Origin of the sequence: Sorangium sp. So ce836 (assembly GCF_028553905.1) — a bacterium.
GTDB classification, from domain to species: Bacteria; Myxococcota_A; Polyangia; order Polyangiales; family Polyangiaceae; genus Sorangium; species Sorangium cellulosum_D.
On the sequence record NZ_CP102233.1, the window covers coordinates 13523498 to 13539503 of the forward strand.

General features: G+C 71.7%; 12 protein-coding genes. 5 read left to right on the forward strand and 7 right to left on the reverse strand.

Annotation, left to right across the window (positions count from 1 at the left end; translation table 11 throughout):
• Nucleotides 1-1086: 1086 nt before the first annotated feature.
• Nucleotides 1087-1320: a hypothetical protein gene (locus NQZ70_RS49390; protein WP_165374557.1), complete on the forward strand. Its 234-nt coding sequence runs from the start codon at nt 1087-1089 to the stop codon at nt 1318-1320.
• 125 nt (nt 1321-1445) lie between these two features.
• Nucleotides 1446-1751, forward strand: a complete 306-nt coding sequence (locus tag NQZ70_RS49395; protein WP_165374558.1) for a transposase domain-containing protein — start codon at nt 1446-1448, stop codon at nt 1749-1751.
• Nucleotides 1752-1951: 200 nt separating this feature from the next.
• On the opposite strand, the gene NQZ70_RS49400 is transcribed toward NQZ70_RS49395, so the two are convergent.
• The 3 genes from NQZ70_RS49400 to NQZ70_RS49410 form a co-directional block, all read right to left on the reverse strand.
• A complete protein-coding gene (locus tag NQZ70_RS49400; protein ID WP_129580433.1) occupies nt 1952-2374 on the reverse strand; it encodes a hypothetical protein in 423 nt (140 codons plus the stop codon).
• A 1024-nt stretch (nt 2375-3398) separates the two neighbouring features.
• Nucleotides 3399-4595 (reverse strand): IS110 family transposase, encoded by a 1197-nt coding sequence (locus tag NQZ70_RS49405; RefSeq protein ID WP_129572584.1) that lies wholly within the window; start codon nt 4593-4595, stop codon nt 3399-3401.
• Between the two features lie 985 nt (nt 4596-5580).
• Nucleotides 5581-5964: a hypothetical protein gene (locus NQZ70_RS49410; RefSeq protein WP_257792811.1), complete on the reverse strand. Its 384-nt coding sequence runs from the start codon at nt 5962-5964 to the stop codon at nt 5581-5583.
• A 564-nt stretch (nt 5965-6528) separates the two neighbouring features.
• Between NQZ70_RS49410 and NQZ70_RS49415 the strand changes: the two genes are divergently transcribed.
• Both NQZ70_RS49415 and NQZ70_RS49420 read left to right on the forward strand, forming a co-directional pair.
• Nucleotides 6529-11547, forward strand: coding sequence for an AAA family ATPase (locus tag NQZ70_RS49415; RefSeq protein ID WP_129580434.1), 5019 nt, complete (start codon nt 6529-6531; stop codon nt 11545-11547).
• A gap of 393 nt (nt 11548-11940) precedes the next feature.
• Nucleotides 11941-12306, forward strand: a complete 366-nt coding sequence (locus NQZ70_RS49420) for a hypothetical protein (RefSeq protein ID WP_129580435.1) — start codon at nt 11941-11943, stop codon at nt 12304-12306.
• 126 nt (nt 12307-12432) lie between these two features.
• Here NQZ70_RS49420 and NQZ70_RS49425 read toward each other — a convergent pair whose 3' ends face one another.
• Nucleotides 12433-12882 (reverse strand): hypothetical protein, encoded by a 450-nt coding sequence (locus NQZ70_RS49425; protein WP_237244761.1) that lies wholly within the window; start codon nt 12880-12882, stop codon nt 12433-12435.
• 311 nt (nt 12883-13193) lie between these two features.
• Here NQZ70_RS49425 and NQZ70_RS49430 point away from each other — a divergent pair, with 311 nt between their 5' ends.
• Nucleotides 13194-13469, forward strand: coding sequence for a hypothetical protein (locus NQZ70_RS49430; RefSeq protein WP_165374559.1), 276 nt, complete (start codon nt 13194-13196; stop codon nt 13467-13469).
• A gap of 214 nt (nt 13470-13683) precedes the next feature.
• On the opposite strand, the gene NQZ70_RS49435 is transcribed toward NQZ70_RS49430, so the two are convergent.
• The 3 genes from NQZ70_RS49435 to NQZ70_RS49445 form a co-directional block, all read right to left on the reverse strand.
• Entirely contained in the window at nt 13684-14094 is a 411-nt protein-coding gene (locus NQZ70_RS49435) for a response regulator (protein WP_020741642.1), read from the reverse strand.
• Between the two features lie 231 nt (nt 14095-14325).
• Nucleotides 14326-15705, reverse strand: a complete 1380-nt coding sequence (locus NQZ70_RS49440) for a hypothetical protein (RefSeq protein ID WP_129580436.1) — start codon at nt 15703-15705, stop codon at nt 14326-14328.
• A 16-nt stretch (nt 15706-15721) separates the two neighbouring features.
• The gene (locus NQZ70_RS49445) at nt 15722-15922 is read right to left on the reverse strand and encodes a DUF350 domain-containing protein (protein ID WP_129580437.1); all 201 of its coding nucleotides are present in this window, start codon (nt 15920-15922) and stop codon (nt 15722-15724) included.
• Between the last annotated feature and the right edge of the window lie 84 nt (nt 15923-16006).

Genomic DNA, 16006 nt, shown 5'->3' on the forward strand with positions numbered 1-16006 from the left:
GGCGCGCGGACGGTGCGGCATGAGCGGAATTGTTCGACGTGACGGCTGCCTGAAGGCTCCTGTCTGAAATTCAATTCCCCCGGAGGGCTCTCGGCAGGCTCCTGTCTGAAATTCAATTCTCCCGGAGGGCTCTCGGCAGGCTCCTGTCTGAAATTCAATTCTCCCGGAGGGCTCTCGGCAGGCTCCTGTCTGAAATTCAATTCTCCCGGAGGGCTCTCGGCAGGCTCCTGTCTGAAATTCAATTCTCCCGGAGGGCTCTCGGCAGGCTCCTGTCTGAAATTCAATTCTCCCGGAGGGCTCTCGGCGGGCAGTGGCCAAAGTTCGCTAGCCGCTCGGTCTGGGTAAGTTTCCTCCTCCGGCGGATCCCCGAACAGCGAGAGCTATACCGGCTTCCTCGGCTTCGGTCGCCACGAGAGTAGGTCGAGCTGCACGGCTTCGGCCGCCTCTGGCGGCGCGGCCGGCTGCGCTGCCTCCGGCGCCCCGAGGACCGCGGACGGCGGCGCAGGGGGCGGCGTCCGTGAGCTCGTTCGCCACGGAATCCTAGCCTCTCCACAGGCACGGCCGTACCTACGCGGTGCGATGGGCGCGAGGTAGGCACTGCCTGGCGTTTCGCAGCCCCGTCTTGGTGCCAGCCAAGGCGGGCACCTTCGGTGGAGGTCCTCTGATTATAGCGATTCCATTGGCAAAAATCGTTGAAACCCGCGCAGAAGAGACTCCGGAAGGACGGGGTATGCCATAACGGAAGGGCCGCGTTGTGCTGTCGCCGATGCGGCGGCTGGTGGCAGCATGCCGAGGTGCATGGGCCGACGAAGTCCGACAGGCGGCTCGTTGCCCGTGCCGGCAAGCGCCTCGGGCTCACCGCGGCAGCGCTCGCCGGGGCCGTTGGCGCTCACGAGAGCGTCCTTTCTCGGGCGCGCCACGGGGAGTTCCCGGGCAAGTACCGCGAGGGGGTCACGTCGCTTCGTCGGCCGAGGCGAGAGCAAGGGCGCCAGCTCGGTGGAAGGTGCCGGCGAAGCGCCCGCGGAGACAGGACCACTAGGCCGCTAGCCCGTGCGTGTACCCACGGGGCTGCTATAGTCTGACGCCATGAATGAGCAGGAATGCTATCTGATCTACACCCGCATCTTCGGCAAGGTCTCCTCGGGCACGAAGCTGACCGACGCCGACTTCGGTGCGACGACGTTTCACGAAGGCTTCACCCCGTACAGCGAGGAAGGGCAGATCGCCGTCTCGATGGCAGCCCAGGACGTCAAGATGGGCGCAGCGATGCGGTCGAAGCCAGAATTTCTCACCGAGCTCCATCGACTCCGCGGGCAATAGAAGCCCGCTCAGGGCGGGCTTACCGGCTCGCGCGCCCACCGCGCGAGCGCGGCCTGGTCTCCACCGCGCTCGGCTACGCCGTCAACCAGGAGCAGCCCCTGCGGCGCTTCCTCGACGACCGTCGCTTGCGCTTGGAGAACAACGCGAGCGAGGCGTGGCTGTTCTTCGGCAGCGACGACCACGCCTCCGCCGCGGCCAACCTCTTCTCGCTCGTCGCGAGCTGCAAGCTCCACCACCTCGACCCCGAGGCCTACCTCGCCGACGTCATCCGCGTGATGCCCTACTGGCCGCGCGGGCGCTACCTCGAGCTCGCCCCGAGGTACTGGGCGCGCACCCGCGCTCGCCTCGTCGCCGAAGAGATGAAGTTGCCCCTCGGGCCGATCACCGTCCCGCCCCCGCTTCCCGCGGAAGAGCAGCGCGCGACGAGCTGACCGGGCCGGTTCCATCGCGCCCATCCTGCACCAGCTGACCGACGTTGGGGGCTACGGCGCTTGGCGCAGCGCTTACGTTCAGCCGGGCCGGCGGGCGTCGAGCTGCCGCCGGGCTCAGCGGGCAATCTGGACGGGCGTCGGGCTTCATTATCGGCGCGAGCTTATGCGCGTCTCCGGTCCCCGCGGCGGCGACGCAATATTTACTCTGGGTACTTGATGTAATTTAGCTCAATACGAACATTCGTCCATCCCCTCCTTCCGGGATCAAACCTTCCAGATGGCCCCAGAGCATGAACGCGAACGCGGATCGTGCGAGGCGCGGTAATGCCGGTGCCTGGAATAATCTCGATGGGGTCCGCCCATTCGTGCTCGATCCAGTTTTCGGATCCGTTTTCGCTCACACGGTTCTCTTTGTAGCTGCTCTCAACAATAATGTAACCAGGAGGCACTGTATAGGTTTCCCAATCTGAATAACAGGAGCTGCGGGCGCCGTCCCATGTTGTGCCTACAGTTGTGCACTCGACAATCATCTCATGCGGAAATGTCTCGGCCGCCTGCGCCATGTGCGTCAGTTGGCACGCTGCGACAAAGGCAGACGTAGTCAACGGAACTAGGTGCTTCATGCTGTCCCCTTTTTACAAGTTTGCGCTTTGACCGAAAATCCGATGTTTAGTGTGTGCGGACATTTGTAATGTGTTCGTGGTCAAAGCGTCTATGCGCAGTCTTGGATGTCGCAGGTTGCGCTGCCAACTCGACGATTCGACATGTTGATATGATCCGTGCTCGATGAAGCCAGGAGATGCAGAGCAAAGCCGGGAGGCTGTAAGGCGTGCAGTCCGATGGCGGAATCAGCGCCCGGCGACCGAGCAGTTCGCCCCGCTCCCCGAGCTGGAAGGACACCTAATTGCCCGGTGGATGAGGACAGCTCGGAAGGACGTGATCAGGATTGAGACGGTCTCCTTGCGGGCGTCGGCGAGCCATACGGATCCCGCGGCGACTCCAGGCAAGCGGATGGCTCGACTATCGACGCGAGCTTGCTCGCCCCTCCGCTGCTGGGGCCAGCCCGAGCAGCCGACCGAGCGCCTCGTGCGCGACCCGGGCTGCCACGTCCCCGAGCGCGACGGCGCGGGTGAGCGTCTCGGCGAGCGAGGCGACCAGGGCGGCCCGAGGCGACGGATCGACCATCACGAACTCCCCGGGCCGGGGCCTCGGCGGTTGGCCCGGGTTGGGGCCATGCCTTCCGACGATGAGGCAGCCCTGAGGTCAAGGGCTTGAGCGCTCTCTTTGCGCGGCTGGCCGGCTTCGGCTCGGCAGCGGCGGCGCTCGGCGTCGTCAGTGCAGGTCGTTTCGGCATGGACATCTCCCTTCGCCCTGGTCGGGCGTCGTTCCGCTTGTGCTTGAGCGCCTCGTCGCGTCCGCAGGAGCGAGCTGTGGCTCGATCGACGATCCGCATTCACAGGCCGGCGGTCGCCCTGGTGGCCTGGATGCACACTGGGGTCCGAAACGGGACCGTGGAGGCGCATTCTAGGGGACGGCATGTTCGACCCACAGGCCGGTCACCCGGAAGGCTTCCGCGCTCATCCACGTGGCCCTCTTTCACGCTCCCAGCGTGACGCGCTCGTGGCGCACGTTCCCGTAGGGGGAAAGTCAGTGCATCGAGGCCCTCCTTGAGGTCGAGACCGGCCTCGACCGAGCCGTTGCCCGAGCGACGCCGAGTCCCTTGTCGATCGAGCGCTGCCGGCGGCGCGCCTTGGCCGCGGCCTCCTTCATGCTTTGCGCCTGCTGCTCGATCGACTGTGCTTGCAGCCGCAGGCCCTTGGCCGAAGCGACCGCTGCGCTCTGCGCATCGTAGACCATGCCGTCGCGCCACATGGCCCACAGCACCCCCGACAACCGCCGCGCCAGCGCCACGACCGCGACGTGGCGACCCCGGCGCTCATCGATGGCCTTTGCCCATCGGCGCAGCGGGTCGTCGCCGCTCTTGTGCCGCAGGATCGTGTGCGCGGCCTGCGTCAGCAGCGCGCGCAGATAGCCGTTGCCTTGCTTGGTGATCGAGCCCAGCCGCTGCTTGCCGCGCCCCCCGGAGGTGTCCTCCAGGGGGACCAGGCCGAGATAGGAGGCGAGCTGGTGGGCGTGGTGAAAGCGCTTGGCTTCGTCCACCACCGAGACGAACGCGGCAGCGACGACCAGCCCCACGCCGGGAGCCGTGGTCAGCCGCACGATCACCGGCTCGTGGGTGCACAGCTGCTCGAGCGCGGCATCGGCCAGCGCGATCTGAGGGGTGAGCATCTCCAGCGCTGTCACCAGAGGTCCAACGAGCTGGCGAGTCTCGGCCGGCAAGGCTGCCGCGCTCAGCACCGTGAGGAATCCCTCGGTGGTGCACCTCGCGAGCTTGTGTCCGCAAGCGCGCAGGATGCCGCGCACGGTAGTGACGTACTGGGCCCGCGTCTCAACCAACGCGCGCCGGACGGCCAGCTGGTGGCGAATGGCCCGCCGGTGAGGCGACAGCACGTGTGCGAGTGGAATGCCCCCGCGCTCGACGGCGCGCGCTAACGCCTCGGCATCAAGGCGGTCATTCTTGCGGCCGTGCTGGCCGATGCCGAGCTGACGAGCTCGCGTGGTGTCGACGACCAGCACGTCGTGACCCCAGTCGCGCAGCTTGTCGTGCACCGCCCAGGCCTCGCGGCAGGCCTCGATCGCCACCCGGGCCGGCGAGGACGACGGGCCGAGGAGATCCTGCAGCGAATCCAGCGAGCGAACCGTGCGCCGTAGCACCACGGCCCCGCCCGCCACCTCGCAGAATGAGATCTCATGGACCCCCAGATCCAGCGCTACACTTCGCATGGCTGACCTCTCCTGGGCCCCCGTCTTCTGCGTCCTCGAACGCGTGGGGGTGCCCGCAGGCAACCCTGCAGGCGAGAGGTCAGCCACATTGCTCGCTGCTCCGAGCGGCTCTTTCTTGCTCGCTCCTCTCCGGAGCCTGGAGCCCCCGCCGGAGGCCTCCGTCCGCCCATCGCCCGCAGCTTTGTCCGGCTGGAGCGCGCAGGGGGAGTCAAGGGCGGCGGAGCCGGCGAGCTCCGCTCGCGAACCCTTGACGCCTCCGAGCACTCCAGCACCCTCGGCTGCCGATGGGCCGACCTCCACGGTGCGGCGGGCTGTCTTCGCAGGCCCCGCCGCGCGAACGCGTCGAGCAGAGGCTTGGGTCGGTACGGTCGGCATCATGGGTCCAGGCGCGCCGTGGGCTGCCTCATTCCATCTAAGGGGAGCGATGGGTGGTCCGGTGCCCCCAAAATCGCGGCAAACGCGACAGATTGCGACGGTTCGGCACCACAAAATCGTTGCCCGAGGTCGCGCGTCTGGACGGGCCCGTGGGGGACCGCGCCTGCTGCTCGGCCACGCGGTGAGGGGCCGCGAAGGCCACCTCCCGGCGGCCGTGAGTTTTGCTACCGGCGCCTGCCTGTTAAGCCCTCCGGTTCCGGAGGAAGGCCGAGAAGCCGACCGATCGCCTCATGGCCGACACGGGCCGCATCCTCATCGCCGAGGGCGACGGCACGGCTCAGGGTGCCGACCAGCGAAGCAACCACGGCGGCCCGAGGCGACGCCTCGACCGGCGCGAGCTCCCGGGACCTGAGGCCCGCCGGATGGGCCCCGGGTCGGGTCCACGCCCTGCGGGCGGCTGCGATCCGTCGTCACGGTCTCCCAAAACTGCGGGGGGTCCGAAGGATCGCGACGGTTCGACACCGCAAATTCGTTCCTCCAAGAAAAGATGGGTGGCACCGCGTCTCCGCGGTGGAGAGGCCTGGTCATGGTCAAGGTGCCAGTCGATTCGTCAAAGTGAGCAGTTTGCGATAGCGGACCTCGGATGGGGCCCGTAGGTTCGCTTTTCCCCACCACATTGCGGGCACGTCCGCTCCTCGTCGGGGACCGGTACGACGCGCGTCTCACGCGGCAGGTGCTCTGGAAGCGGCGCGCGCCCACCCCGTCCTCGCGGCGGCTTCGGCGGTGCATGGGGTTGCGGCACCAGCCCCTGCTCCGGCTGCAGCGGAGCGTCCGCCCCGGGCTCGGAGCCCGCCGCCCCTGGCGGCGCTTTCGCCCCGAGCTCGGTAAACATCAGCATCCGCTGCTCGGTCGAGACTTGCTGGCTCTTGCGGCCGTACAGCTCGCGCAGCACGCGCGCGAGCCTCGCCGAGAGCGCGGTGTTCTTGTCGCGCAGCTGGACCTGCGGCGTACCGCACCGACGGCGGCAGCGTCAGCACGGCGTCGCCTCGGCCGCGAGCGCCAGTTCCCGCTCGAGCGTGGTCGGGTCGAAGCCCGGCCGGACCCGCACCACCCGCCCGCCGCGCTCAGGCAGCGGGCGGCCGGGAGCGGCGGCGCCGGCGACCCCGCCGCGGCGGCTCCGCCGCGCCCCGGCCGCCCGTGCGGCGGGCGGATCCTGCGGTCCCGTGGGACATGTCGTGGAGGGCATGTCTCCCGGAAGACATGGTCTCACCGAGTGACGTGCGCGAACGCAGGAGTGCACGCGAATTCGAGCGCAACCCCGCGGTGCGGTGATCGTCGGCCGGCGCGGGGGTCCTCGCGGTGAATGCCGGCGCGTGTTGCTGCGTACAGTCCGCGAACTCCGCGAGCCTCGGATCGCCGCCGCGGTCGGCGAGGCGGCGATGCGCTGACGTGGATGCTTTACCCGGTCGCGTCGCGTCTCGTACGCTCGGAAGCGGTGCGCGCTCGAGGATGCGCGCGGCGGCCGGGCGCGACGATCGACGGGTAACGAGGCACAATCATGGCAGAACAGGGCGCGTACACGTTCACCGCGAAGCTGCACGAGAGCGCGGGCGTGGTGATCCATCGGGCCGTCCGCGCCCGCGACGGCGCCCGCGTGGTCGTCAAGATCGGCAAGGGCGGGCCGCTCGCGCCGGCGATCCACGGCGCGCTGCGGCGGGAGTTCGCGGTGCTGCGATCGCTCGACCTGCCGGGGGTGATCAAGGCGCACGAGCTCGAGACGATCGGCGACGAGCTCGCGCTGGTGCTCGAGGACTGCGGCGGCCGCTCGCTCGACGTGCTGTTCCACGCCGGCGCCCTCGACCTCGCGGCGGTGCTGGCGATCGGCGTCGAGGTGGCGGGCACGCTCGACCTGCTGCACCGCTATCCGCTCCTGCACCGCGACGTCAAGCCGCACAACATCGTCTACGACCCGGCGACCGGGCAGGTGAAGCTGATCGACTTCAGCCTGGCGATCACCGGCGGCGAGGACGGCGCGCCGCGCGTCGACGCGGGCGCGGGGATGGCGGGCACGCTGGCGTACATGTCGCCCGAGCAGACCGGGCGGATGAACCGGCCGGTCGACGCGCGCTCGGACCTGTACTCGCTCGGCGTGACGCTCTACGAGCTGGTGACCGGGGTGCTGCCGTTCGAGGCCGGCGACGCGATGGCGCTGGTCCACAGCCAGCTCGCGCGCGTGCCGGTCGCCCCGGCGGTGCTGATGCCGAAGGTGCCGCCGGTGCTGTCGGACATCATCATGAAGCTGCTCGCCAAGGCGGCCGAGGATCGCTACCAGAGCGCGGCCGGGCTGCGGGCCGACCTGCAGCGCTGCGCGGCCGCGTGGGCGGCGACGGGGACGATCGAGCCGTTCGCGCTCGGCAGCGCCGACCGGCCGTCGACCCCGCGGATCCCGCCGCGCCTGTACGGCCGGCAGCAGGAGATCGACGTCCTGCTCGCGACCTCCACCGGCGTCGCCGACGGCGCGCGCACGCTGCTGCTCGTGCGCGGGCCCGGCGGCGCCGGCAAGTCGGCGCTGGTCCAGACGCTGGCGGCGCCGGTCGCCCGCCGCGGCGGGTTCTTCGTCGCCGCCAAGTGCGATCAATACGACCGCGGCGCGCCGTACGCCCCGATCGCCGCGGCGCTGCGCGAGCTGTGCCGCACCCTGCTGACGGCCGCGCCCGAGGTCCTCGAGGCGTGGCGGCGCGCCCTCGCGTCCGCCCTCGGCAGCAGCGGCAAGCTCCTCACCGATCTGATCCCCGAGCTCGAGCTCATCGTCGGCCCGCAGCCCGAGGTCCCGCGGCTCGGCCCGGCCGAGTCGCAGAACCGCTTCAACCTGATCTTCACCGCCCTGCTGCGGGTCTTCGCCGCCGCCGACCACCCGCTCGTGCTCGCGTTCGACGATCTGCAGTGGGCCGACCCGGCGTCGCTGCGCCTCTTGCAAGAGATGCTGCTCGACGCCGAATGCAGGTACCTGCTGGTGGTCGGCGCTTACCGCGACGACGAGGTGGGCCCCGGGCACCCGCTGCCGGCCGCGCTGGCCGATCTGCGCGCGGCGGGGGTCGAGGTCGGCGACGTGCCGCTCGGTCCGCTGGCGCTCGCCGACGTCGAGGAGCTGCTGGCGGACACGCTGGTGATGGAACGGCCGCAGGTCGCCGCGCTGGCGCGGATCGTCGGCGAGAAGACCCACTGCAACCCGTTCTTCATCGGCCAGTTCCTGCTGCTGCTCGCCGAGGACGGTCTCCTGCGCTGGGACCCCGCCGCGTGCCGGTGGGCGTGGGACGACGCGCAGGTGCAGGCGCGCGACGTCACCGACAACGTCGTCACCCTCGTCACCAGCAAGATCCGCCGCCTGACCCCCGCGGCCCAGCGGCTGCTGCAGCGGGCCGCGTGCGTCGGCTATCGCTTCTCGTGGCGCGTGCTCGCGGCCGTCGGAAGCGACGACGGTGACGACACGACCGCGGCGCTCGGCGAGCTGGTCCGCGAGGGCCTGGTGGTGCCGCTCGCCGGCGGCGAGGGCGACGATCTCCACCGCTTCCTCCACGACCGCGTGCAGCAGGCCGCCGACTCGCTGCTGGCGAGCGAGGTGCGGGAGGCGACGCACCTGCGCGTCGGCCGGCTGCTGCGCGACGCGTACCCGGCGGGCGTGCCCGACGAGGCGCTGTTCGAGGTCGTCGGCCACCTCGACCTGGCGCTGCCGCGGATCGGCGGCGACGAGCGGCTCGAGCTTTCGCGGCTCAACCTCCGCGCGGGCCGGCGGGCGCGCGCGGCGACGGCCTACCACGCGGCGCGGCAGTACTTCCAGGCCGGCTGCGAGTGCCTCGGCGCCGACCCGTGGGCGCGCTGGTTCGAGCTCGGGTTCGCGCTGCGCGTCGAGCTGGCCGAGTGCGCGTACCTGTGCGGGGCGTTCGCCGAGGCCGACGCGCTGTTCGAGGAGGCGCTCGCGCGGGCGCGCTCGCGCGAGGAGCGGGCGCAGGTCTACGACCTCCGCGTCCTCCTACACGCGGCGATGGGCGACTTCGCGGCGGTGGTCGCGGCCGGGCGCGCGGCGCTGGCGATGTACGGCTTCGGCCTGCCCGATGAGGGCCCGGCGCTGCAGGAGGCCGTCGCGGCCGCGTTCGCGGCGGCCCACGAGAACCTCGGCGAGCGGCGGATCGGCGCCCTGCTCGACGCCCCGCCGGCGCGCGACCCGGACGTCGAGGTCGTGATGCGGCTCCTGGCGTCGATGTCGGGGCCGGTGTTCGTCGGCAGGCCGGCGCTGTTCCCCCTGATCGTGCTGCACATGGTCAACCTGTCTCTGCGCCACGGCAACGTCGACGGGTCGGACTACAGCTACGCGGTGTACAGCATCCTGCTCGCCGGCGTCGCCGGCGAGCTCGGCAAGGCCTACGAGTTCGGCGAGCTCGGGGTCAAGCTCAACGAGCGCACCGGCAACCTGCGCACCCGCTGCATGGTGCACTTTTTGTTCGGCACGTCGATCGTGTTCTACCGCCAGCCGTACTCGGCCGGCGAGGAGCACCGCGATTCGGCGCGGCGCGTCGCGCTCGAGGTCGGCAACTTCGCCTACGTGTCGTTCTACTGCCTGCAATCGGCCGCGCTGGCGCTGATCGCCGACGCCGACATCCGCGGCGCCGAGGCCCGCATCGACGACGTCACGGCGCTGCTGCGGAAGACCCGCGACGTCGCGTCGACGGCGGTGGTCGAGTTCATGCGCCGCGTGGCCGTCAACTTGATGGGCGAGTCGGCGACGAGCGCCCTCGGCGGTGACGGCTTCGATGAGGACGCGTTCGTCGCCCACATGCCGCCCGGGGGGCTCGTGCCGTGGCTCTACGCGGTCAGCAAGCTGCGCCTCGCCTACCTGTACGGCGAGTACGAGCGCGGGCTCGAGCTCGCCGCCCGCGCCCGCGAGCTGCACGAGAGCGGGGCCGGGGCCGGGCACATGTACTCGCCCGAGCAGTACTCCTATTCGGGCCTGGTCGCCGCGGCCCGCTGGGACGCGGCCGGCGAGGCGGAGCGCGAGGCGCTGGCGCAACGGCTCGAGCGCGAGCGCGCGGCCCTGCGGCCGTGGTCGACGAGCAACCCGTCGCAGTTCGTGGCGCTCCAGCACCTGCTCGACGCCGAGGCGGCGCGCCTGGCCGGCCGCGACGCCGAGGCGATCGCGGGCTACGAGCAGGCGATCGCCGAGGCGCAGGCGCGCGGGTTCGTGCTCCACGCGGCGCTGGCGAGCGAGTGCGCGGCGCGGCTGCACCTGCGCCGCAACCGTCGCGCGCTGGCCGGCGCCTACCTGCAGGACGCCCACGTCGGCTTCGCCCGCTGGGGCGCGGCCGCCAAGGCGAGCCAGCTGCTGCTCACCCGCGCCGACCTGCTCGCCCCGCCCGCGCCCGCGCGCGCCGGGCACAGCACGAGCCGCTCGACGACCACCACCCGCATGCTCGGCGGCTCGCTCGACCTCGAGGGCCTGATGCGCGCCGCCCAGGCGGTCGCCGGCGAGCTCGAGCTCGACCGGCTGCTCGACCGCCTGATGCGGATCGTCATGCTCCGCGCCGGCGCCCAGCGCGGCTTCCTGCTCGTGCCGCAGGGCGAGGACCTGTCGATCGCCGCCGAGATGCGCACCGCGCCCGACGAGGTCCGCGTCGGCCTCGACCAGCCGATGCGCGACGACGCCGCCCTGGCGACCTCGGTGGTCCGCTTCGTCGCCCGCAGCCGCGAGGGCGTGCTGCTCGGCGACGCCGGCGCCGAGCCCCGCTTCGCCCGCGACCCCTACGTCGCCAGCCAGCGCCCGCGTTCGGTGCTGTGCCTGCCGCTGCTCCACCAGGGCCGGCTGTCGGGGATCCTCTACGTCGAGAACAACGCGATCCGCGACGCCTTCGCGCCCGAGCGCGTCGAGCTGCTGCAGCTGCTGTCGGCGCAGGCGGCGGTGGCGATCGAGAACGCCCGGCTGTACGCCAGCGTGCACCAGGCCCGCGAGCAGCTCGAGCAGCAGGTCGAGGCGCGCACACACGAGCTACAGACCGCGCTCGAGCAGCTCCAGGCGGTCAACGCCGACCTGGTGCGCCAGGGCGAGGCGCTGCGTGAGGCTCACGCGCAGACGCGCCGCGAGATCGGCGAGCGCGAGCGGGCCGAGCGCGAGCGGTCGGCGGCGCAGGCGGAGATCTTGCGCGTCCAGGAGGAGCGCCTGGCGGACATGGCGGCGCCGCTGCTGCCCATCACGGAGAGGATCGTGGTGATGCCGCTGATCGGGGTGCTCGACGACGCCCGCGCGTCGCAGGTGCTGGCGACGGCCCTCGAGGGCTCGGTCCGCACGCGCGCGCAGGTGGTGATCCTCGACATCACCGGCGTGCGCCAGCTCGATGCCGCCCCGGCGGCGATCCTCGTCCGGGCCGCGAGCGCGCTGCGCCTGGTCGGCGCCCAGGCGATCCTCACCGGGGTGCGGCCCGAGGCGGCCCAGCTGCTCGTCCGCGACGCCGCCGGGCTCGACGGCCTGCTGACGCTCGGCACGCTGCAGAGCGGCATGGCCTACGCGCTCGCCCATACCCGCGGCTGAGGCGCCGGCGCCGCGGCCGGGGCATTTCTACTTCCTCGCCAACCACGCGGTCCGCTGTCCGGGGCGCGGGCGTGTGGCGCGACGGCAATCTTTGCCGTGCCTCTGCCTCTCATGGCTGGCAATCCTTGCCAGGAGGGCAAGGACTGCCATGCGCGCGTTGCGCCCGCGGGCGAGCTCGATTGCGCGGCAGCCGCTCGTTCGCTGCGCTCGGTTCGTCGCGTCGCCCGCTTTCGCCGGAAGGGCCTTTGCGGGGCTGGGCGGCATACCGTTTGCGATAGCGCTCCGGCAGCCGGGCTGCCGCGGACGAGGCCCAGAGGAGGCGAAGCGGTGTGTCCAGCAATCGAGAGGGAGCGAGACGCGAACCGTCTCAGAAAATTCCTAGGGAGAGAGAAAATGAATCTGAACATCAGAATGGTACTTCCGTTGACGCTCATCGGGGCCGCAGTCGTTCTCGGCGGTTGTGTTGGCGCAGAGCTCATCGAAGGTGATGATGAGGCCCCGCTCGAGGCGGAGGCGTCGATCGATCCCGAGGCGGAAGAGGCGGTCGCGCCCGGCGAGGTAGAGGCCGTCGGGGCCGCGCAGCAAGCGGCTGCAATCACACCCACGACCCGATGGGAGTGCGTCTGGGGGCTCATCCCGGTGGGCACGGTCTCCATCTGGTGGGGCCATACGCAGGGTGACGCCGCCTGGGCGTGCAACAACTGGATCTCCTTTTGCGGCAATGCCGGGGGCTGCTCGGCGTTCGGCCCGCTTCGGTAGACGAACGCGCCAGTGGGCGGCCAGCCAGCGGGACGCCCGTGATGTCGAGGATCGCGATCCTGACCTGCTGCCGCGAGATGCGGTCGCGCAGGAGCGCACCGTCGTCACGAGCTCAGCAGACCGTCCTCAGATGATCAGGATGACATCGATATCGCCGTCGCCCGGGAGCGCCGCCCCCGCGGGCACGTGAGGCGCGTTGGCCGGCGCCAGGCGGAGCGCGCCGCACGACCGCGGCCCCGCCTCGGGCGGAGCCCCGCCGGCGTCGGCCTGGCCTCCGCGCCGCTCGCCGTGCGCGCGCTCCGCGCAGCCGGTGATCGCGGCGCGGACCGCGCGGAAGACGCTCTCCGCGTCGAGCCCGCCGAGCTCCCGAGCCGCCCTGGCGAGGCGCTCGTCGACGCATCGGGCGCACGGCGTGGAGCTCGCCGCGAGCCGCACGATGAGCGTCGCCTCCGGACTGGCGAGCTCTACCTTGTCGAAGGGCACCGCGAGCGACGAGCCGATGCCGACATCGACGCTGACGAGGAGGGTGTCGCCGTCGCGCACCACCACGGTCTCGCGCGGATGTCGGCCGCTCACGCGTTCTGGAGCTGACTCACGATAACTTGTGTTGACGAGGATCCACAGTCGATCCGAGCTCGCCTGTCCGCTCTTCTCCACAGCGTCGCTGGTGCGGCTCTCTGCCATTCGCACTCCCTCCGAGGAGGCGAACCTATCGCCGCCGGAGGCGGACGGCGATGGGTCCACCGGACAGACAATGTCCTGACCAGCAGGTCCGCCGGGGACGCTGCTGCCCCCGGGCGAGCGCGCGAGAGCCGCGAGGGCTCGCTGCGTCCGTTGCGCCGTGCGGCGCAAGGCGGTAAGCACAACCACCGACTGGAGGCTGAAGCGTGGATGAGCCGGAGCGACGCGACGAGGACCCGGAGCAGGGCGCGGGCGAAGGCGGAACGGACCGCGCGTCGCTCGGTATCTTGTTCCTCGCAGCGGCGTTCGCGCTCGCGCTGCTGCTGACCGTGGTGGGCCTCCTGGCCTTCGCGGCGATGAGCCCGCGGTCGCCGGCGTCGCCCGCGCTGCGCGGCGAGCGGGACGGCGCCGATGCCGCGCTGCTCGGCGATCGGGTCTGCGTCGCGCCCCTCCTGCACGGCGACGCTTCACGGGCCGTCTGAGGCGCGCGCGGGCGCGGCGTCGAGCTCGACTGCCGCGCGCGAGCACGACGCCGCGCGAGCTCGGCTGCTGCGGGGGGGCGTGCCACCGCGCGAGCTCGGCTGCTGCGAGGGAAGCGCGCCGCCGCGTGCGCTCGGCTGCTGCGAGAGGGCGTTGCCGCCGCGTGCGCTCGGCTGGGTGCGTTCGGCTGCTGGGTGCGCTCGGCTGCCGCGCGGGCTAGCCGCAGGTCTTCTGGACGATGGCGAGCAGCGCCCCGAAGTCGACGGGCTTCTTCAGGTAGGCCGTGCCCTCGGGCGGGCCGTCGTGGCCGGAGACGATGGTCACCGGGATGGCCGCGAGCGCGTGCACCTGCTTCAACGCGGCGAGCATCTCCTCGCCGGTCATCACCGGCATCATCAAATCGAGCAGGATGAGCCCGGGCGGCGGATCTGCCTCGTGCAGCAGATCGAGCGCCTCCCTGCCGTTGCTGGCGCAGTAGACATCGTAGCCCGAGGCTTCGAGCATCTCGCGGAGCATCTCGCGGAGCTCGGCGTCGTCGTCGACCAGGAGGACGGGGGCGCGCGGATTCGGGGGAATCGGCGTCAGGCGCGGCGCGCCGGGCCCGTCGGTTGGCCGTGGTTCACTCATTTCTGTCACCTCTCCCAGGCTGCGCGAGCATGCCGAAGCGATAGCAGGCGCATGCCGCGCACGCATTGCATGGTGTCAGCATCTTCGGATCTTCTCCGGATCCATGGTCCCGGGCTGCGCGAGGCGGCTCCGGCTCCACGCCCCATCGGAGGGCAAGGGGCGTGGCGGGAGCGCGGGCGCCGCGAGCGAAGCCATGCGAAGCGCCGAGGGTTACGGGAGTTGCGCCGCGGGTCAAGCTTCTCGGCTCGCCGGCAGCGACACGACGCCCGCCGCGCCGCTTTGGCCGGCGCCGCCGCGCCCGCTGCCGCCGCCAGCGCCGCCGCTCTGGCGAGCGCCGCCGTGCCCGCTGCCGCCGCCAGCGCCGCCGCTTTGGCCGGCGCCGCCGTGCCCGCTGCCGCCGCCAGCGCCGCCGCTTTCGCCGGCGCCGCCGCCCCCGCTGCCCGCGCTGCCCCCGCCGCGCTCGCCCCCGCCGCCCGCGCCCTCCGCGGAGCCGGACCGGAACCCGAGCGCGCGCGCCTGGGCGGGGCGCGTGTGGCGACGGCGCCATATCACCGCGTCGAGCGCGTAATGGGCCGCCTGCGGCAGCGCGAGCAGCGGCACGAGCAGCGCCCGTGCGCGCGGGCCGAGCAGCGGCTCGTCCACGGCGCCGCCGAAGAGCTCCGGCCGGTCGTGCCAGACCAGCCGATCCCAGACCATCTCCTCGACGAACGCGAGCGCCAGCGCGAGCCCGAGGAAGGCGAGGAGCCCGCCGGCGAGGACCCGCGCGAGCAGCGAGCGGGGCGCCTCGCGGGCGCGCTCCCGCGCGTACGCGAACACGAGCGCCATGTACGGCACCCCGTGGACGATCACGTTCGCGACCGTGAACTGGAAGTCGCTGTTCGTGGCGACGATGCCGACGTACCACGTGGCCGCGGTCGTGCTCACGACCACGTGCTTGCCGAGGTTCACCGGCGCGCGGGCGACGCAGGCCCGGTGGAGCGCGCGGGCGACGTACGCGACGGCGAGCGCGGCGTACACCGCGCCGAGCGGGCCCACCGCGGCCGCGAGCCGCGGGGAGCTCACGAAATCGCCGTCCACGAACCACGCGAACGCGCGCGGCGGGTGCGCGTGCCAGTAGAGGAGCGGCCACCCGGTCGCCGCGTAGACGAGGGCGTCGTCGAGGAGGCGATCGACGCGCGAGCGCTCGCCCGCCAGCGCGCGGTAGATCGCGACCCACCCGATCTGCTGGCGCACGAAGTGGATCACGGCGGCGTAGGCGAGCGCGCGCCAGAACGTGAGCTCGGAGGCGAAGTGCAGCGCGACGCCGGCGGCGTAGCAGGCGAGCGGCACGGCGGCGTAGAGCGCGGGGTGGCGGCGGAGCTCCTCGGGATCGAGGTAGGTGCGGAAGAGCGTCGTGTGCACGTGGGCCACGTCGACGCCGACCACGAACAGCAGGAAGCCCCAGGCCGGGAGCGCGCCGCCCGAGGAGAGCGCCGCGAGGGCGAGCGCGACCGCCGCGGAGCCGCCGAAGACCGCGAGGTCGACGCCGCGGCCCCACAGGAAGCCGCCGCGGGCCGCGGCGGGAGGCGCGGCCGGCAGCGCGCCGAGGAGGCCGGGCCCGGCCGTGGCCAACGCCGAGACCCGCGCGTCAGCCGTGGATGGCCGCGGAGATGATCCAGGCGAGGCCCAGGATCACCGAGCCGATCACGATCGCGAGCGCCGTGTTCTGGTCCTCCTCGATCTCCTTGCGGATGGAGAACGGGGTCAGCTTCGTGATCAGCACGAACGCCAGCAGGAACACGACCAGCCCCAGGGCCACGAAGACGAGCGTTCCGACTATGGCTTTCATCAGGTTTTGAGCGTCGGGCATCGGCGGTTCTCTCTGAGCGCGGGGCGGCGCGCGGTCGCGACCTCGGAAGCTGCGGCGTGAGCC